10 protein-coding genes are annotated in these 17001 nt (G+C 58.9%); 6 read left to right on the top strand and 4 right to left on the bottom strand.

The features are described from left to right. Nucleotides 1–4 precede the first annotated feature (4 nt). From HBA54_RS22990 to HBA54_RS22980, 3 genes are all read right to left on the bottom strand, one after another. Nucleotides 5–1264: an MFS transporter gene (locus HBA54_RS22990; RefSeq protein ID WP_240932842.1), complete on the bottom strand. Its 1260-nt coding sequence runs from the start codon at nt 1262–1264 to the stop codon at nt 5–7. Further along, nucleotides 1254–4103, bottom strand: coding sequence for an AMP-binding protein (locus HBA54_RS22985; protein WP_205944857.1), 2850 nt, complete (start codon nt 4101–4103; stop codon nt 1254–1256). Before HBA54_RS22985 ends, HBA54_RS22990 begins: the two co-directional genes overlap by 11 nt. Nucleotides 4104–4350: 247 nt before the next feature. Next, complete coding sequence (locus HBA54_RS22980) at nt 4351–4650, bottom strand: hypothetical protein (RefSeq protein WP_167229112.1); 300 nt, start codon at nt 4648–4650, stop codon at nt 4351–4353. A gap of 138 nt (nt 4651–4788) precedes the next feature. Here HBA54_RS22980 and HBA54_RS22975 point away from each other — a divergent pair, with 138 nt between their 5' ends. The 6 genes from HBA54_RS22975 (at nt 4789) to HBA54_RS22955 (ending at nt 15375) form a co-directional block, all read left to right on the top strand. Beyond that, the gene (locus tag HBA54_RS22975) at nt 4789–6195 is read left to right on the top strand and encodes an alpha,alpha-trehalose-phosphate synthase (UDP-forming) (protein WP_167229110.1); all 1407 of its coding nucleotides are present in this window, start codon (nt 4789–4791) and stop codon (nt 6193–6195) included. 88 nt (nt 6196–6283) lie between these two features. After that, the gene (otsB, locus tag HBA54_RS28810) at nt 6284–7909 is read left to right on the top strand and encodes a trehalose-phosphatase (RefSeq protein ID WP_240932849.1); all 1626 of its coding nucleotides are present in this window, start codon (nt 6284–6286) and stop codon (nt 7907–7909) included. Then, complete coding sequence (locus HBA54_RS28805; protein ID WP_205944855.1) at nt 7902–10418, top strand: glycoside hydrolase family 65 protein; 2517 nt, start codon at nt 7902–7904, stop codon at nt 10416–10418. Before otsB ends, HBA54_RS28805 begins: the two co-directional genes overlap by 8 nt. Before the next feature lie 11 nt (nt 10419–10429). Beyond that, the gene (ppsA, locus tag HBA54_RS22965; protein ID WP_167229108.1) at nt 10430–12847 is read left to right on the top strand and encodes a phosphoenolpyruvate synthase; all 2418 of its coding nucleotides are present in this window, start codon (nt 10430–10432) and stop codon (nt 12845–12847) included. 86 nt (nt 12848–12933) lie between these two features. Continuing rightward, nucleotides 12934–14559, top strand: coding sequence for a chaperonin GroEL (gene groL / locus HBA54_RS22960; RefSeq protein ID WP_167229106.1), 1626 nt, complete (start codon nt 12934–12936; stop codon nt 14557–14559). A 78-nt stretch (nt 14560–14637) separates the two neighbouring features. Then, on the top strand, nt 14638–15375 hold the full coding sequence (locus HBA54_RS22955) for a DUF72 domain-containing protein (RefSeq protein ID WP_167229104.1): 738 nt from the start codon (nt 14638–14640) through the stop codon (nt 15373–15375). A 40-nt stretch (nt 15376–15415) separates the two neighbouring features. Here HBA54_RS22955 and HBA54_RS22950 read toward each other — a convergent pair whose 3' ends face one another. Further along, nucleotides 15416–16765, bottom strand: a complete 1350-nt coding sequence (locus HBA54_RS22950) for a nicotinate phosphoribosyltransferase (RefSeq protein ID WP_167229102.1) — start codon at nt 16763–16765, stop codon at nt 15416–15418. Nucleotides 16766–17001 lie beyond the last annotated feature (236 nt).

Raw genomic sequence — 17001 nt, 5'->3', positions numbered from 1 at the left:
GAACCTATCGCTCCGGCTCGTGCAAACCCCTCAGAACCACAAACCCGAGGATGAAGAAGATCAGTATGGTGGCCATGCCCGCACGCTGACTGTCGAAGAGATCGGTTGCAAGGGAGAAGACCAACGGGCCCAGAAAAACCGTAGCCTTTCCTGCAAGCGCGTAGAGGCCGAACATCTCGGTTTCCCGATCCCTCGGCGTCAGCCGCGCCATAAGACTGCGTCCTGCCGCCTGTGCCGGGCCGACGAAGATCCCGAGCATGACACCGAATGTCCACAAAAACTGCTTTGACTGGACGACAACCAGGATGCCGCCGAGCAGGATTAAGCCGGACAGGGCAATCAAGATGGTGCGTTTCGAACCAATTCTGTCGTCAATCCAGGCAAATGCCAAGGCACCACATCCGGCGGAAATATTGAGGGCGATACCGAAGCGCAGAACCTCCCCGAAATCCATCCCGAAGGTGCCTGCCGCGTAGATTGCCCCAAACGCGAAGAGCGTCGTGAGACCGTTGGTATAGAAAAGGTGAGCGATGAGAAACCGCAGAATAGCGGCGTGGCGCCTGGCGGCCTGCAGCGTACCCCAAAGCGTCTTGAGACCATCAGTCGCCGCGCGTACAAACGACATCTCAGTCGCGGGCCGGTCGGGCGTGAGCAGAAAAAGCGGTACCGAAAAGATCGCGAACCACAAGCCGGCTACGATAGCGGCAAGCCGATGCTGCTGCATGCTTCCTGCGTCGAGAACACTCGACAAAGCCCCGCCTCGCGCCAGCAACAAGACCAGCAAGAGACACACTAAACCTCCAAAGTATCCCAGGCCCCACCCCCATCCGGAGACCCGCCCGCGCCATTGAGAAGATACGAGCGTCGGCAGCATGGCATCGTAGAACACCATAGCGAGGCTGAATGCGACCGAGGCCAGAAAAACAAGGATGAGGGCAGGCATCATGTCGTCGGTGGTGGGCTCGACGAACCACATCAGGCTCGTTGCGACGACACAAGCGAGGGTGCAACACAACAACCAAGGTTTGCGGCGGCCGCATTTGTCCGCAATTGCACCAAGAGCGGGGCTCAGAACGGCCACTACGAGGGCGGCCAGGCTCAGAGCTCGCGCCCAAAAGATAGTCCCGGTGATCGGATCCGGTGCTACAGCCTGAGTGAAGTAGGTCGCAAAGACAAAGGTGACAATGACCGTGGAAAACGCCGAGTTCGCCCAGTCGTAGAGACACCAAGAGAAGATCCCGAGACGCCGCCGTTCACCGCTCAAGGTCCGGTTCTCCGCAATGCGCCAGGATCTTGTGGCGAACCTTGTCGCGCAACCGCAGGGCTGCATTGAAGTCTTCGCCGTCCGGCCGGATCGGCTCACCTATAGTGACTTTTACCTGCCCGCGCCTGGGAAACCAGTAGTTGCTGCGCATGACCGAGCGCGTGCCCTGCAGGGCAATCGGCACAACTGGCAGTTTCGCCTGACACGAGGCGATAAAGGCACCGAGACGGAACGGCAACAGACCGGGAGCACGCGTAAAGGTTCCTTCTGCAAAAAACACAAGCCGTTTACCGGCCCGAGCAGCGGCGAGCACACTGTCCAACTCCTGAACACTCGCTTCGCGGTCAAACCGTTCGACGAAGACTGTACCAAGACGCCGGAGGAACGGCCCCGCAACACGTTGCGCGGCAAGTTCCCTTTTTGCGACGAAAGCCAAAGGACCTGAAACGGACGCGGCCAGGATCAGACCGTCGATATAGCTGGCGTGGTTCGCCACGACAACGCAACCGCCGTGTGGCAGGCCCTCACCTCCCCTGATTTCGACAGGTATTGCCAGGAGGCGAAACGCGAGCCGCGCTGCGTAATGAAGCAGCGTCCAGCGCATCCCCTCGCCAGGCAGCACAAGGGCCAGCGGCCACACCAAGCCGCCCAGCAGAAAGATCACGCCCCACCAGTAACCTGCATAGAATAGGCTTGCCAGCACATTCAATCCACGGCGTGCCTGAGGCCTGAGACCAGCCAGGATCAGACGCACGACCTGCCACCAGAGGGGCGTCGACTTTACGCCAAGGCGGCCCTCCTCATAGAGCGCACGTGCCGCCGCCCGGCGAACCTTGCCGCTTGAGGTCTTGGGCACGGTGCGTGGCGGGACCAGAACGACCTCGTCAGGCGGGTTCTCAAGTATGTCCAGAGTGACTTCCGACACGCGGCGGCGTAGGTCTGCCATAATCTCAAGGTCTGTTGCCCGCGTTTCCGCGAGAATAACGACGCGTTCCGTGCCCGAGGTGGGATCAGGGCTGCCGAATACGGCCGTGCAGCCCTTACGTAGGCCCTCGACCTCGCCAACAGCCTCCTCGACCTCTTGCGGATAAATGTTGCGACCAGCCCGAAGAATGACGTCCTTGATGCGCCCGGTTATAAACACATCCCCGCCAGCCTCGTAGGCGAGATCGCCACTGTCGAGCCAATCTTCAACGAAGAGCTCGCGGTTCTTCGATTCGTTCTGGAAATACCCTTTTGTCGCTGAAGGCCCGCGGAAATGCAGACGTCCTTGGCGGCGCTCACCGAGTTCCTGCCCCGTCGCATCGACTATGCGGATTTCGTGCCCCGGTAAGGGACGACCGCAAGCGACGAACTCAATCTTCGTTGCGTCGTCCGCAGTCGTCGGAACCGCCAGTCCGTTGACGCTTAAGGCACTGCGCTCGATCTGATCGATCACCGGCGCGCGCGTGGAGGGCGGAAAGGCTAAGCCGACAGCGCTCTCAGCCAGGCCATACACCGGTTTCATGGCCTCGCGACGAAACCCATAGTCTGCGAAGCGATCTGTAAACCGCCGGATGGTATCCGGGTTGATCGGCTCCGCACCATTTGCCACGAAGCGCAGCGAGCCAAGATCCAGCCCCTCGATGCTCGCCGCATCGATCCGATGCAGACACAGTTCGAATGCAAAATTCGGTGCCGCCGACAAGGTGCCACGATGCCGATGTATGGCCCAAAGCCAACGTTCCGGGCGTGCAAGAAAGCTTATTGGTGACATGATCACCGCCGGCGCCGCGTAGTAGAGGCTTCCAAGCCAAGCTCCGATCAATCCCATGTCGTGGTAAAGTGGTAACCAGCTTACAAAAACATCAGAGGAACTGGCCTCCATCTGGTCACCCATCGCGCGGATGTTGCTAAGAAGATTCTGATGGCTGAGGACAACCCCCTTAGGATCACCGGTGCTGCCGGATGTGTATTGAATAAGCGCTGTAGCCAATGACGAAGCGGCCTCGGGTAGCTTAACGGAAGTCGAGAGAGTAAGCTCCTCCACCGTGGCTATCGCCTGAAGTGCCGTCACTTGTGACCTCAGGAGGACCGCTACGGGATGCGCTTCCGCTCCGACAATCAAGAAACTGGCACCGGCATTTTGAAGAATCTTCGCTTGGCGCCGCAGATGTTCTTCGATCTGCGACCGACGCATCGGCGGGTAAATCGGCACCGGCACTCCACCGGCATAGAGAATGCCGAAGAAAGCGGCGAAGAAAGCCGCGCCCGTCGGCAGCATGATCGCAACTCGCTCAGCCGGCGCAAGGCCGCGCTCCCGCAATCCTGCGGCAACTGAACGCGCTCGCACCGACAACTCGGTGTAGGTTAATGTTTCCTCTTGTCCACTCTCCGTTAGAAGCTGGAGATGTGGTCGCTCGGGGTGTGCCTGAACATGCCAGTCCAGGACTTCAGGAAGGGTCGCCGCTTGACGCGGAGCTGCCTCCACGGCCCCAAGAACGCCGAGCGTCGACTTCATATCAAGGGCCGGCTTTTCCCTTCCCTCGGCGCTGAGAATAGCGATGAGGAGATCGCCGGGGGTTTCCGCTTCACCGAGCAACGCTTCGGGTAAACTGACGCCGAAAGCGCGCTCCAGTCGATACAACAACTCGACCCGACCCAGGCTATCAAAGCCCAGATCGCGATCCAGTTGACTGTCTAATCCAAGCTGTACTCTGCCCGAACGCCCTGGGTGCAGTTCCTCAACCAAGTCGCCGACGAGGCCCAACAATCGTCCCGTCGCTTGCGGCCCGGCGGGCTCAGCGGTCGCTAGCGGTTTCCCGCTCGATCGGCCCGAGCTGTGATCTTTGCCCGACACGGCGCACTCCATGGCTGTGGATGCTGAAGCAACCTCTAGCAGAGCCTCGCTTCGGATACATTGATCTAAATCTGGTTTCTTTGTCTGCGCCCCGCCCATGTTGGGGTCGTTCAGCACAGCCCATCGAGGCCAATTTTGAGTGCGCAAAGATCCAGTATGTCCTTCAGCATGAGGGCGCCAATAAGACGGCCGTCGTCTCCCAATACCTACTGGCCCAGTGTGTTGTTCTGCATTGTGTCCATGATCTTCACAGCGTCGGTCTCGGCAGCAAACAATGCTCTGCGGCGTGCGGTTCAAGCATCTCACCGATACCTAAAATCCGTAAACCCGTTCGCTGATACGCCCTTGATTCACATCGACCGCACCACTCTGCCAACAGGACCGCAGAGACAAGGTTTTCCATCCCGATGACAGCAATGATTGGCTGAAAGCCAGCGCTTTTACGCTCCACGCAACTCTGTTTCTCGGCGTCTTGCGCCAGATCAAGGCGCTCCCAAACCAGAAAGTGCAATATGAGCAACGAATAAATCAGTCGGTCCTGCTGCACGCCTACCCGCCCGGTTATCAATCGCCCAACATCGCGGGAAGGCAGCCAGGACTCCTGCTCTAGCAAAAAACCTGATGGTTAAAAAGCGGTGGTTCCAACACCAGCAGGGCAAGGCTTGAAATATACGGAGAAACTGCAATGGAACGGCTCGTCATCGTCTCAAACCGGGTGCCTTCGCTTTCCCTTGAGACAAGCGCTGGCGGGTTAGCGGTAGCGCTCAAGGCATCGCTTGAGGAAAGTGGGGGCCTCTGGTTCGGGTGGAGCGGCACGATCACCGAACGTCCTGGCCCGCAGCCCCGACTGGATCAATGCGGCGCATTCTCACTCGCAACCTTGGATCTCTCGGATGAGGAATTCCACGGCTACTATGAGGAATTCTCCAATCGCACCTTGTGGCCTGTCTTCCATGGCCGGCTCGATCTGCTCAGACCGGACCGCAAGGCCTACCAAATCTATCGAAAGGTAAGTTTCAGGTTCGCTCACGCTCTCTCGTCATTGCTGCAAACCGGCGATGCGATTTGGATTCAGGACTATCATCTGGTTCCGTTGGGAAAAGAACTCCGCAGTCTTGGTAAAATGGCACCTCTCGGGTTCTTCCTTCATGTTCCATTTCCCCAAGCCGAAACCTTCGCCGCCTTGCCGTATCACCGCGAACTCCTCTCGGACTTCTGCGCATACGACCTAGTTGGATTCCAGACTTCGGCCTGCGCCGAGAATTTCCGAGAGGCGGCCCTACGGTATCTGGGTGGTAGTCTTCGAAACGATGGAGACATCGCCTTCGGCACTCATTCCGTTCGCGTGGGTGTCTTCCCGGTTGGCATCGATACAAAGGCGTTCAGAGAGATGGCCGGATCATCCGATGTGCAGCGTCGAACTCAACGGCTTCGCGCCTGCATGCATGAGCGCGACTGGATCTGCGGCGTCGATCGCCTCGACTACACCAAAGGGCTTGCCGAACGTTTTCGTGCGTTCGAGATGGTTCTCGACGAGACCCCGGCACTTCAAGAGAATATTTCACTTATACAGATCGCGGCGCCCTCGAGAGAGTCAGTTCTGGAATATCGTGATATGCGAAGCCAGTTGGAGTCCCTGTCGGGCCGCATCAACGGCCGTCTCGGTACCTTTGACTGGGCGCCGATCCGCTATCTCAACAAGGCCTTCAACCAAGCTCAATTGGCCGCGCTCTACCGCGTCAGCCGCATTGGACTTGTAACACCGCTGCGCGATGGCATGAATCTCGTCGCCAAGGAATACGTGGCAGCCCAGGACCCTGAAGACCCTGGGGTACTGATCCTCTCGCGCTTTGCAGGGGCCGCCCAGGAACTGACGAATGCGCTGCTCGTGAACCCTTTCGATACCTCAGCTGTTGCCGCGGCGATCCGGGAAGCCCTGAGAATGCCATTGATGGACCGACAAATGCGATGGCGGCAGATGATGAACCACCTGGAAACCAATGACGTGCATGCATGGCGCCGTGAGTTCCTGAAAGCGCTGAAGGCCACGTCCAATCGAGCGCGAGATGACAGCTCCCCAAGGGCCGCCTAAATGATCCGGCTGGCGAAAGCAACCCGTCGACCCATGTTTGGATCATTTTGGTTCCATTCAAAACCCTGTGGACTCCTGATTGGCTGCGATGATCCAGAGACATGAAACGATGCCGAGCATTTTCCCTCAGGCCAAAGGTTCAAAAAAAACCTGCTTGTTGGATACTCAGAAATTCGACGCGGTACTTGTGGACCTCGACGGTGTTGTCACCGAGACAGCAAAGACTCACGCCGATGCTTGGAGAACGATGTTCGATGAGTATTTGAGCGAGCGCGCTGCCCGCCTCAACGGCACCTTTGAGCCTTTCGATCTGGATCATGACTACAAACAGTTTGTCGACGGCAAACCACGGTGCGACGGTGTGGCCGACTTTCTGCAATCGCGGGGCATCTCCCTGCCATCCGGCGAAGGGAATGACCCTTCAGAAACAGAGACGATTTGTAGCCTCGCGAAGCGGAAGAATCAGCTTTTTCTGGAAACAATCCGACGGTTTGGGGTTGGGACCTATCGGTCCTCGGTGGACTTCATCCGCCAGGCCAGGTCACAGGGCCTCAATGTCGCCGTCGTCACGTCCAGTTGCAACTGCGAAGAGATCCTCGAAGCCGCCGCAATCGAATATCTGTTCGATGTGCAGGTGGACGGAAACACCGTCCGTGAATACTGGCTCAACGGCAAGCCAGCACCGGATATCTTCCTTGAGGCCGCCCGACGCCTGGGCGTAAAGCCGATAAGAGCGATTGTCATCGAGGACGCGGTCTCGGGGGTCCAAGCAGGCAAAGCGGGTCGGTTCGGGTTGGTCATCGGCGTCTGTCGCAGCGGTGCACCCGAACTCCTGCAGAAAAGTGGTGCCGATATCGTGGTATCCGACCTGGGTGAACTGAATCTCGGCGAAGAAAGCCATGAAGCCACCGCCATGCCGGCATCAGCACTCCAGAACCTGGACGAGATACAGGCGCGCCTCAAGAACCGACGGGCTGCAGTCTTTCTGGACTACGATGGAACGCTGACACCGATCGTCGAACGCCCGGACTTGGCGATCCTGCCTGACAACATGCGAACCACCCTTTCAGCGCTTGCGGCAGGCTGCAACGTTATCGTCGTAAGCGGCCGTAAGCGCAGCGATGTCGAGCGCTTGGTTGGACTTGACGAAATCGTCTATGCGGGGTGCCACGGCTTTGACATCAGGGGGCCGAAGAACACCAAGATCCAGCACGTGGAGGGCCAAACCTACGTGCCCTTGATCAAGCAGGTCGCCGAGGAGCTCTATCACCAACTCGCCCAGATAGAAGGCATCATCGTCGAAAACAAGACTTATACTATCGCAGTTCACTTTCGCATGGTCAGACCTGAAGATATCGCCTGTGTCGAACGCGCCGTCGACGGCGCCCTTGAGAATCATCCTCTCCTGCGCAAGACCGGCGGCAAGAAAGTGTTAGAGCTTCGACCCAACATCCATTGGAACAAGGGCAAAGCAACCCTTTGGCTGCTCAAGGCCCTGGATCTCGACAGGGCAGACGTCATACCTGTCTATCTCGGCGACGACGTTACGGATCGCGATGCTTTCATGGCGTTGCGCAGAAGGGGAATATCGATTCTCGTTTCGGAACAACCACAACACAGCTGCGCAGACTATCGGCTGTCCGATCCGGCCGAGGTTCAAGTCTTCCTGAATAAACTTACCCAGATGACTCAAGAGAGTACCCGCAATGAGTGACTGGCGCCTCCTCTACGAAGGATACGACCCACAGCAGGAGGGCCTGCGCGAGACGCTATGCACCCTGGGTAACGGGTATTTCGTCACGCGCGGGGCTGCACCTAATGCCCTCGCCGACGGAGTCCACTACCCTGGCAGCTACCTGGCCGGTGGATACAATCGTCTGACCAGCGAGATCGCCGGGCACGAGGTCGAGAATGAGGACCTGGTCAATATTCCAAACTGGCTGCCCCTTGTGATCCGCATCGATGACGGGCCGTGGCTGCGCCCGGACGAGATCGAGTATGACGACTACCGTCAGGAGCTCTTGTTAAAGGAGGGCCTGCTTCAACGCTTTTTGCGGCTGCAAGACTCTCAGGGCCGGAGAACCTGCTGGCAAGAACGACGCTTTGTCTCCATGGACCATCCTCATCTGGCAACGCTGGAGGTCTGCCTAACGCCTGAGAACTGGTCCGGGCGCATGACCGTCCGCTCGGCACTGGACGGTGGTGTCGTCAACGACGGCGTCGCCCGCTACAGGCAGTTGAACAGCCGGCACCTGGAGAGCCTGGAGTCTGCGCAAACAGACGACGAAACGATCCTGCTGCGCAGCCGTACGGTACAGAGCCGACGTGAGATCGTCGAAGCCGCACGCACACGTCTTTATCAGGCTGGCGAGCCCCTGCCCGCTGAGCGGCAGTTGGAGCGACTACCCGATTTGGTTGCCCAGGATATCTCGTTCGACGTCGAAGAAGGACAGGAAGTAACGGTTGAGAAGGTAGTCGCACTCTATACCTCGCATGACACCGCGATTTCAGAACCTGGGCTGGCCGCAGTCCAGCAGTTAGGCCACGCCGGCTCATTCGATTCTCTGTTCACGGCTCATCGGCGCGCCTGGGCGCATCTTTGGCAGGAATGCGGGATCGAGATCAAGACAAGGGTGGAATCGGCCGTCGAGATGAAGCTCCATCTGCACATCTTTCATCTGCTGCAGACAGTCTCCACCCATTCCATCGACCTCGACATCGGGGTGCCGCCGCGGGGGTGGCACGGCGAAGCCTATCGTGGTCACATCATGTGGGATGAACTCTTCATCTTCCCGTTTCTCAACCTGCGCAAGCCGGTGCTTGCCCGCAGTCTGCTGGGCTATCGATACCGCCGGCTTGAAGAGGCGCGCCGGGCGGCGCAGGAAGCCGGATACCGCGGCGCGATGTTCCCCTGGCAGAGCGGCAGCGACGGCCGTGAGGAGAGCCAGAAGCTACACCTCAATCCTATGTCCGGGCGCTGGATTCCCGATAACTCACGCCGGCAACGCCACATCAATGCCGCCATCGCATTCAATGTCTGGCAATACTACGAGGTAACTGAGGATCGTGAATTCCTTTACGATTTCGGCGCCGAATTGATGCTTGAGATCGCCCGTTTCTGGGCGAGCCTGGCCAACTATGACGAGGTTGAGGGTCGCTATGCAATCCGCGGGGTGATGGGGCCGGATGAGTTCCATACCGCTTATCCAGGCAAGGACCCCAGTGACGAAGGTGGCCTGAACAATAACGCCTATACCAACATCATGGTCTCCTGGTCTCTAACACGGGCCCTCGACGTGCTTGACCTGCTGCCCGATATCCGCCGTCGCGAGCTGTGCGACAGTCTCGAACTGGGCGCTGAGGAATTGCGCGACTGGGACGACATCAGCCGCAACCTGATCATTCCCTTCAACGGTAACGGCGTCATAAGTCAATTCGAAGGATACGACGAACTGATCGAGTTCGACTGGGAAGGGTATCGGCAAAAGTATGGTCAGGTCCAACGCTTGGACCGGATCCTCGAGGGCGAAGGGACCGACCCCAATTGCTACAAAGTCTCGAAGCAAGCCGACGTTCTCATGCTCTTCCTCCTCTTCTCGACGGAAGAACTCACAGAAATCTTCGAGCGCCTGGGCTACGACTTCACACCTGATGTGATATTCAAGACTATCCACTATTACATGCAGCGCACCTCTCACGGCTCGACTCTAAGTTGGGTCGCCCATGCCTGGGTGCTGGCGCGGGCTGATCGGCCACGCTCCTGGCTGCTTCTTTGCCAGGCGCTTGACAGTGACTTTGCCGACCTGCAGGGCGGCACCACTGCAGAGGGTATTCACCTTGGTGCCATGGCCGGCACCGTCGATCTGATCCAGCGCTGCTACATAGGCATCGAACCACGCGCCAACGTACTGACTTTCAATCCGCGCCTACCCGACGAATTGACCAGCCTCAGGACTACGGTCCGCTACCGTGGTCAGACCCTCGATCTCGAGGTCACCCATGACACGCTTTGCGTTTCAAGTCGGCCCTTTACCGCCTACCCCATCACCATCGCCTATCGCGGCCACGTGCGTGAGATTAGCCCTGGCCAGCGCTATGAGTTTCGCCTTGTCTTCCAGAAAGACCGTGATCGAATCGCCAAGCAGCGCGACCGCACGAACCTACAGCGCCAGCGCCGGGATGCCCCTGCCCGATCCGCCAAACAGAAAGAGCCGATCGCATGAGCCATGGGCCAATGATCCTCTGGCTTTCCGATATCCGCCGTGGCGAAGTCGGCACGGTGGGCGGGAAGAATGCCTCTCTAGGCGAGATGATCGGCGGGCTAAAAAGCGCCGGCATTCGGGTGCCGTCCGGTTTTGCCACGACAGCGGATGCCTACCGGTCCTTCATCGCGGCAAACGACCTGGAAGACAAGATTCGCGGCGCGCTATCGGGCCTGGAAGACGACCTGAGCAACCTGGCAAAGGTCGGCGCGGCAGTGCGCAAGCTGGTCTTGAAAGCCACGCTTCCTGCCGCTCTAAAGGAGGCCATTACGCGGGGATACGCCGGGATGACGACGGAAATCGGGCACCAACCGGACGTCGCCGTCAGATCGAGCGCGACCGCTGAAGACCTGCCGGAAGCCAGCTTCGCGGGCCAGTTGGAAACCTACCTCAACGTGCGCGGCGAAAAGGAACTCCTTACAGCATGCAAGCGATGCTTCGCCTCACTGTTCACGGACAGGGCTATCAGCTATCGCAAGAATCACGGATTCGACCGTATGGAGGTGGCCCTCTCTGTCGGCGTCCAGCGTATGGTGCGCTCGGATCTGGCCGGGTCGGGCGTCATGTTTTCGATCGACACCGAAACCGGCTTTCCCGGTATCGTTCTGATCAATGCCGGCTGGGGCCTCGGTGAAACCGTTGTCCAAGGCATGATCGACCCAGATGAGTACAATGTCTTCAAGCCCCTCTTGGATAGGGACGGCCTTATACCGATCGTTCACAAGGCGCTCGGCACGAAGGCGCGAAAAATGGTCTATAACGACGAAAAGTCCGGCCGCTCGACGCTCATCGACACCCCGCAAGAAGAGCGCGCCGCCTACGTGCTGACAGATGCAGAAGTGCTGCAACTCTCGCGCTGGGCCGTCGCCATCGAGAAACACTACGGCCAGCCGATGGACATGGAATGGGCCAAGGATGGCAAGACCGGTGAGATATACATCGTTCAGGCGCGCCCGGAGACGGTGCAGTCACGACGCGAGGCCGCGCATCTCAAGACCTTCCACCTGAATGAGAAGGGTGAACGGCTGCTAAGCGGGCTCGCCATAGGTGACGCCATCGCCGCTGGAAGCGTATGCCGTCTAAGCAGCGCACAGGAGATCGATCGTTTCGTGAAAGGCTCCGTGCTGGTCACGGAAACAACCGATCCGGACTGGGTTCCCATTATGAAGCAGGCAGCAGCGATCATCACCAATCACGGAGGAAGGACCAGCCACGCGGCCATCGTCAGCCGCGAGCTCGGTCTGCCCGCCATCGTCGGTGCCGGATGCGCCACGGCAAAACTGACGGACGGACAGGAAGTGACGGTGTCCTGTGCCGAGGGCGACGAGGGCACCGTCTATGCAGGTATCGCCGAAGTTGAAGAGCAGGACATCGATACGACAAGAATTCCCACGACACGTACCAAGGTCATGATTAACCTCGCCAATCCGGCTGCGGCCTTTCGTTGGTGGCAACTGCCAAGCGACGGCGTCGGGCTGGCCCGCATGGAGTTCATCATCGGCAATCTTATTAAGATCCACCCGATGGCACTGGTACATTTCGATACGATCGAAGACAAAGACGTATGCGCCGCTATCGAAGTGCTGACCAAAGGATTTGAAGATAAGACGGAGTTCTTCGTCGATACCCTGGCCCGCGGCATTGCGCGCATCGCAGCCGCCCATTTTCCGAATCCAGTCATCGTACGTATGAGCGATTTCAAGACCAACGAGTATGCCCGGCTGATCGGTGGCGCGGACTTCGAGCCGCAAGAGGAAAATCCAATGCTCGGCTGGCGCGGGGCGAGCCGCTACTACAGCGAAGGTTACCGCCAGGGCTTTGATCTGGAATGTCGCGCGCTGCGCAGATGCCGCGACAAAATCGGGCTGACGAATGTTGTCCTGATGATCCCTTTTTGCCGCACCCTGGACGAAGCGGACAAAGTGCTCAGCGTGATGGCAGCGAACGGTCTGATTCGCGGCAAGGATGGCCTCGAAATCTACGTTATGGCTGAGATTCCGGCAAACGTGATCCTGGCCGGACGCTTCGCCGAGCGCTTCGACGGATTCTCCATCGGCTCAAACGATCTGACACAACTGGTTCTTGGTGTGGACCGCGACAGCGAAATTCTAAGCGGACTGTTCGACGAAAGGAATGACGCGGTAACCGCCGCCATTGCAGAGCTGCTCGCCAAGGCGCAGAAGAGCGGAACGCATACCGGCATTTGCGGTCAGGCCCCCAGCGATCATCCCGAGTTCGCGCGCTTCCTCGTGGATCACGGTATTGAATCCATCTCCGTCACACCCGACAGCTTCCTGCGCGTAAAGGAGCAGGTCGCGGTTGCGGAGACTATGCTTCGAAATGCGCCGAAACGGTCCGCACAACACCAATTGAGCAACCGACAATCTTGATCTGGCTCAAGGAGGCAGCTGCCCAAGAGCACTATACGGTATGTTACCTTTCTTGCCCGCAATGCTCGGTCAGGGAGTAGGCGCTTATGGCGCACAAACAGATCCTTTTCCACTCGTCGGCACGGGAAAAAATTCTCCGGGGCACCGCAGCCCTGGCCGACGCCGTGCGCGTGACCCTCGGCCCCAAATCCAAATCGGTTCTGTTACAAAGAAAGTGGGGGACTCCGATCGTCTGCAATGACGGCGTGACCATCGCGAAGGAAGTGGACCTGAAGGACCCGGAAGAAAACCTGGGCGCCCAGATGTTACGGCAGGCGGCCGAGAAGACCGGCGATGCCGTGGGCGACGGCACCAGCACCGCGACAATCCTGGCACATGCGATTTTCGCCGATGGAACGCGGAACGTGGTCGCCGGCGCCAGCGGGATCGATATCAAACGTGGACTCGACCGTGGACTGGCTGTCGCTGTGGAAACGCTTCGGGCGATGTCGAGGCCGGTAAAGACCCGAAAGGAAAAGGTGCAGGTTGCCACGATATCCGCACACAATGATGCGGCCATTGGCGAGCTGGTGGCCGATGCCATGGAAAGAGTCGGCAACGATGGTGTCATCACGGTCGAGGAATCCAAGACGACCGAAACCGTCCTCGAAGTCGTTGAAGGGATGCAGTTCGATCGGGGCTTTCTATCTCCCTACTTCGTTACCGATCCGGAAAAGATGGAGGCGGTTTTGGAGAGCCCCTACATCCTCTTCTGTGACCGCAAAGTGAATAATCTGAAGGACCTCCTCCCCCTCCTGGAACAAGTGGCGAAGAGCGGAGAGCCGGTCCTTTTCGTAGCTGAGAACGTCGAGGGAGAGGCTCTCGCGACGCTCATCGTCAACCAGCTCCGCGGCGTTTTTCGTAGTGTGGCCGCCAAGGCGCCGGGCTTCGGCGACAGGCGCAAGGCCATGCTGGAAGACATGGCCGCGCTGACGGGCGGGCAGTTGATCTCAGAAGACCTGGGCACCAAACTGGAATCGGTACAACTCAAACAGCTCGGCCGCGCTGAACGCGTGGTGTCCGACCGCGAAACCACAACTATCATCGGCGGGTTGGGCGACAAAGCAGCGATCGCGGGACGAATCCGGCAAATTCGCGCCCAGATCGAGAAAACCACCAGCGACTACGACCGCGAAAAACTGGAAGAGCGTCTTGCCAAACTGTCCGGTGGCGTGGCGGTCATTCGCGTGGGCGCCCCGTCAGAAGCGGAGATGAAGAGCAAGAAAGAGGCGCTTGATGACGCGATCAACGCCACCAAGGCAGCGGTCGCAGAAGGCATCGTACCGGGCGGTGGTTTGGCGCTCCTGCGCTGTACGAAAGCGCTCGCCAAGGAAGAGACGGATGCGGCAGGCGACGTGAAAACTGGCCTGCAGATCCTGCGTCGTTCCTTGAGTGCCCCGACTCGCCAAATCGCCGAAAACTCCGCGGTCGATGGCGGCGTCGTGGTTGCGCGTATGTTAGAGAGCAAAGGCAGTGTCGGTTATGATGCGGCGCTGGATGCGTATGTCGATCTGGTCGAAACCGGTATCGTAGATCCAACCAAAGTGGTGCGTGTCGCCCTTGAGAATGCCGTATCGGTGGCCAGTATTCTGCTGCTTACCGAAGCAACAATGACTGAAATTCCGGACGAAGAGAGGAAGCAACAGCCAACGACCATGGAGATGGGCATGTGACGTATCCCGTGCCATTGCAAGAGACGTGGATCGATTAGCTGTCACGAGGTGCCAGACTGTGCGTCCAGCAAGGCCGTGATGAAAAGGCTTGGCAGCCTGCATATCGGCACCTGCGGATGGCACTACAAGCATTGGGCCGGCCCGTTCTATCCGGCCGACAGCAAGAGTTCGGCTATGCTGAAAATCTACACCCAACAGTTCTCAAGCGTCGAGATCGACAACAGCTTCTACCGCCTGCCCTCTCTCAGCAGCCTGCACCGTTGGAAATCGGAAACCCCGGATGACTTTACTTTCACCTGCAAGGCCAGCCGATACATCACCCACATGAAGAAATTGAAGGATCCGGCGCGAAGCCTGCCGGCCTTCTTCGAGCGAATTGGCAATCTGGGCGACAAGTTAAAAGTGGTGGTCTTCCAGCTACCCCCTCGATGGCGCTGCAACCTGGAACGGCTCGAGCAATTTCTGGCCGCTTTGCCAAGCCGGTACCGCTGCGCCTTCGAGTTTCGCGACGAAAGCTGGTTCAACCCGGCAGTCTATGCGGCCCTCGTCAACTACGGAGCGGCCTTCTGCATCTACGATCTGGGTGGTCGCCGCGCGCCACCGGAGATCACCAGCGACTTCGTTTATCTGCGCCTCCATGGGCCAGGCAAGGCCTACGCAGGCGCCTACAGCCCCCGCCGCCTTGCCCATCTCGCGGCGCAAATCGGCGATTGGCGGCAAGACGGCCTGGACATCTTCGTGTTCTTTGACAATGACGCCGAAGGCCATGCGCCGCGCGATGCACTGCGGTTGAAAAGACTACTCGAAAGGACCTGAACGCGCTCTAAGTTGGGCCGTCCCCACGGCCGCAAGATTATCATGACTCCGCAGAGGCTCGCTGGTCATGATCCACCTTTGCAGTAAGGGATCGTAGCGCGTGGGAGACCTCGGCCACATAGGGTTCTGCCGGTTTCAGATCACGCAGCCTGACCGGTAGGCGTTGCCGCTCAGCAGTCGCGTGCGCCCTACTGTCAGCGAGACTCGGCGCTGTTTCAAGGCTTTTCCCTGCTCTCATAGCCGGCTGCAGCAAGGGCTCGCCGACCACCGTGTCGCCCTCAAGTGTCAAGGTGTCACCGGTCATCACGCCGTTGCTGTCATAGCGGCGATAGACCTGTTTGCGGCCGGGCCAAGTCGCCTTGCCTTCGGAGCGTTTGCGCTTCGCCTGCCCGGCGTACTCCTGGAGTTTGTAAGCACAATCAAGTGCGGGAACGTCTTGAGAGGTTGAAAGGCTGGTACCGATGCCACAGGCATCGATCGGTGCAGCCTCAGCCACGAAGCGCTGTAACGCCCACTCGTCGAGGCCGCCGCTGGCGAAAATCTGAACCTGCTCAAGGCCGCCGATGTCGAGAATGGCCCGCACCCGCCGTGCATGTTCGGCAAGATCGCCGCTGTCGAGCCTCACACCTTTGAGCTTGAGCCCTTGCTGAGTCAACCTCGGCGCCAGGGCCACGACCTTCCGCGCCGCCGCCTCAGTATCGTAAGTATCAATCAGCAGGACCACCCCCTCGCGCCGAGATTCGGCGAAGTGCACGAAAGCAAGCGCCTCGCTTTCGTGAGCCTGCACGAAGGAATGTGCCATGGTGCCGGAAACCGGTACGCCAAACCGTTGAGCCGCCAAAACTGTTGCCGAACCGGCAAACCCGCTGAGATAACTGGCCCTTGCTGCCAGAAGGCCGGCCTCAGCACCATGGGCCCGCCGCAGGCCGAAATCGGACAGCTGTATATCTCCCGCTGCCAGAGCCATACGGCTCGCCTTGGACGCAACAACTGTTTGGAAGTGTAGCAGGTTGATGATCCGCGTCTCGAAGAGCTGCGCCTCCGGCAGCGGTGCAGTCACGCGCAGGATCGGCTCGTCGGCGAAGAAGATTGTGCCCTCCGGCATCGCATCGACATCGCCGGTGAAGCGCAGCGCGAGCAGGCTATCGAGGAATTCCGCGGAGAAGCCCTGATGGGCCGCGAGCCAGTCGACCTCAGCCTGCGTAAACCGCGCATCTTGGAGAAAATCGACGACCTGCTCCAAACCCGCAGCAACCAGGAAGTTACGGTTGGATGGTAGTCTGCGAACAAAGAACTCGAAAACCGCGGTCTCAGTCATGCCGGCCCGTTGGTAGGCTTGCATCATGTTCAGTTCGTATAGGTCGGTGAGAAGAAGGCTGGTTTCCGTCATGAGATCCACTGTCCATATTGGCAGTCACAACACCCGCCCCACAATGCGCTGCCCTCGCATTGAATCAAGAAGCTGATCGCCGAGTCTTGCCGGATACCCCGGGCATGGCCTCGGCAATGACAATCACCGACAGTGCAAAGGCAGCGCCGGGCACAGCAGCACATAGGCGAGGGTTATCCCCTGCAGCAGACGGTTGCCGGCGAAATCAGCCGTAACCGGGCCTGCGGCGGTGGTGA

Source organism: Pelagibius litoralis, from assembly GCF_011683915.1.
Taxonomy (GTDB): Bacteria; Pseudomonadota; Alphaproteobacteria; order Kiloniellales; family Kiloniellaceae; genus Pelagibius; species Pelagibius litoralis.
Note: the sequence above shows the minus strand (reverse complement) of the source record. Positions and strands in the feature narration are given on the sequence as shown.

Coding starts and splice junctions, on each gene's coding strand:
- HBA54_RS22975 (WP_167229110.1), top strand. CDS start 4,789: ATGGAACGGCTCGTCATCGTCTCAAACCGGGTGCCTTCGCTTTCCCTT.
- otsB (WP_240932849.1), top strand. CDS start 6,284: ATGATCCAGAGACATGAAACGATGCCGAGCATTTTCCCTCAGGCCAAA.
- HBA54_RS28805 (WP_205944855.1), top strand. CDS start 7,902: ATGAGTGACTGGCGCCTCCTCTACGAAGGATACGACCCACAGCAGGAG.
- ppsA (WP_167229108.1), top strand. CDS start 10,430: ATGATCCTCTGGCTTTCCGATATCCGCCGTGGCGAAGTCGGCACGGTG.
- groL (WP_167229106.1), top strand. CDS start 12,934: ATGGCGCACAAACAGATCCTTTTCCACTCGTCGGCACGGGAAAAAATT.
- HBA54_RS22955 (WP_167229104.1), top strand. CDS start 14,638: ATGAAAAGGCTTGGCAGCCTGCATATCGGCACCTGCGGATGGCACTAC.
- HBA54_RS22950 (WP_167229102.1), bottom strand. CDS start 16,765: ATGACGGAAACCAGCCTTCTTCTCACCGACCTATACGAACTGAACATG.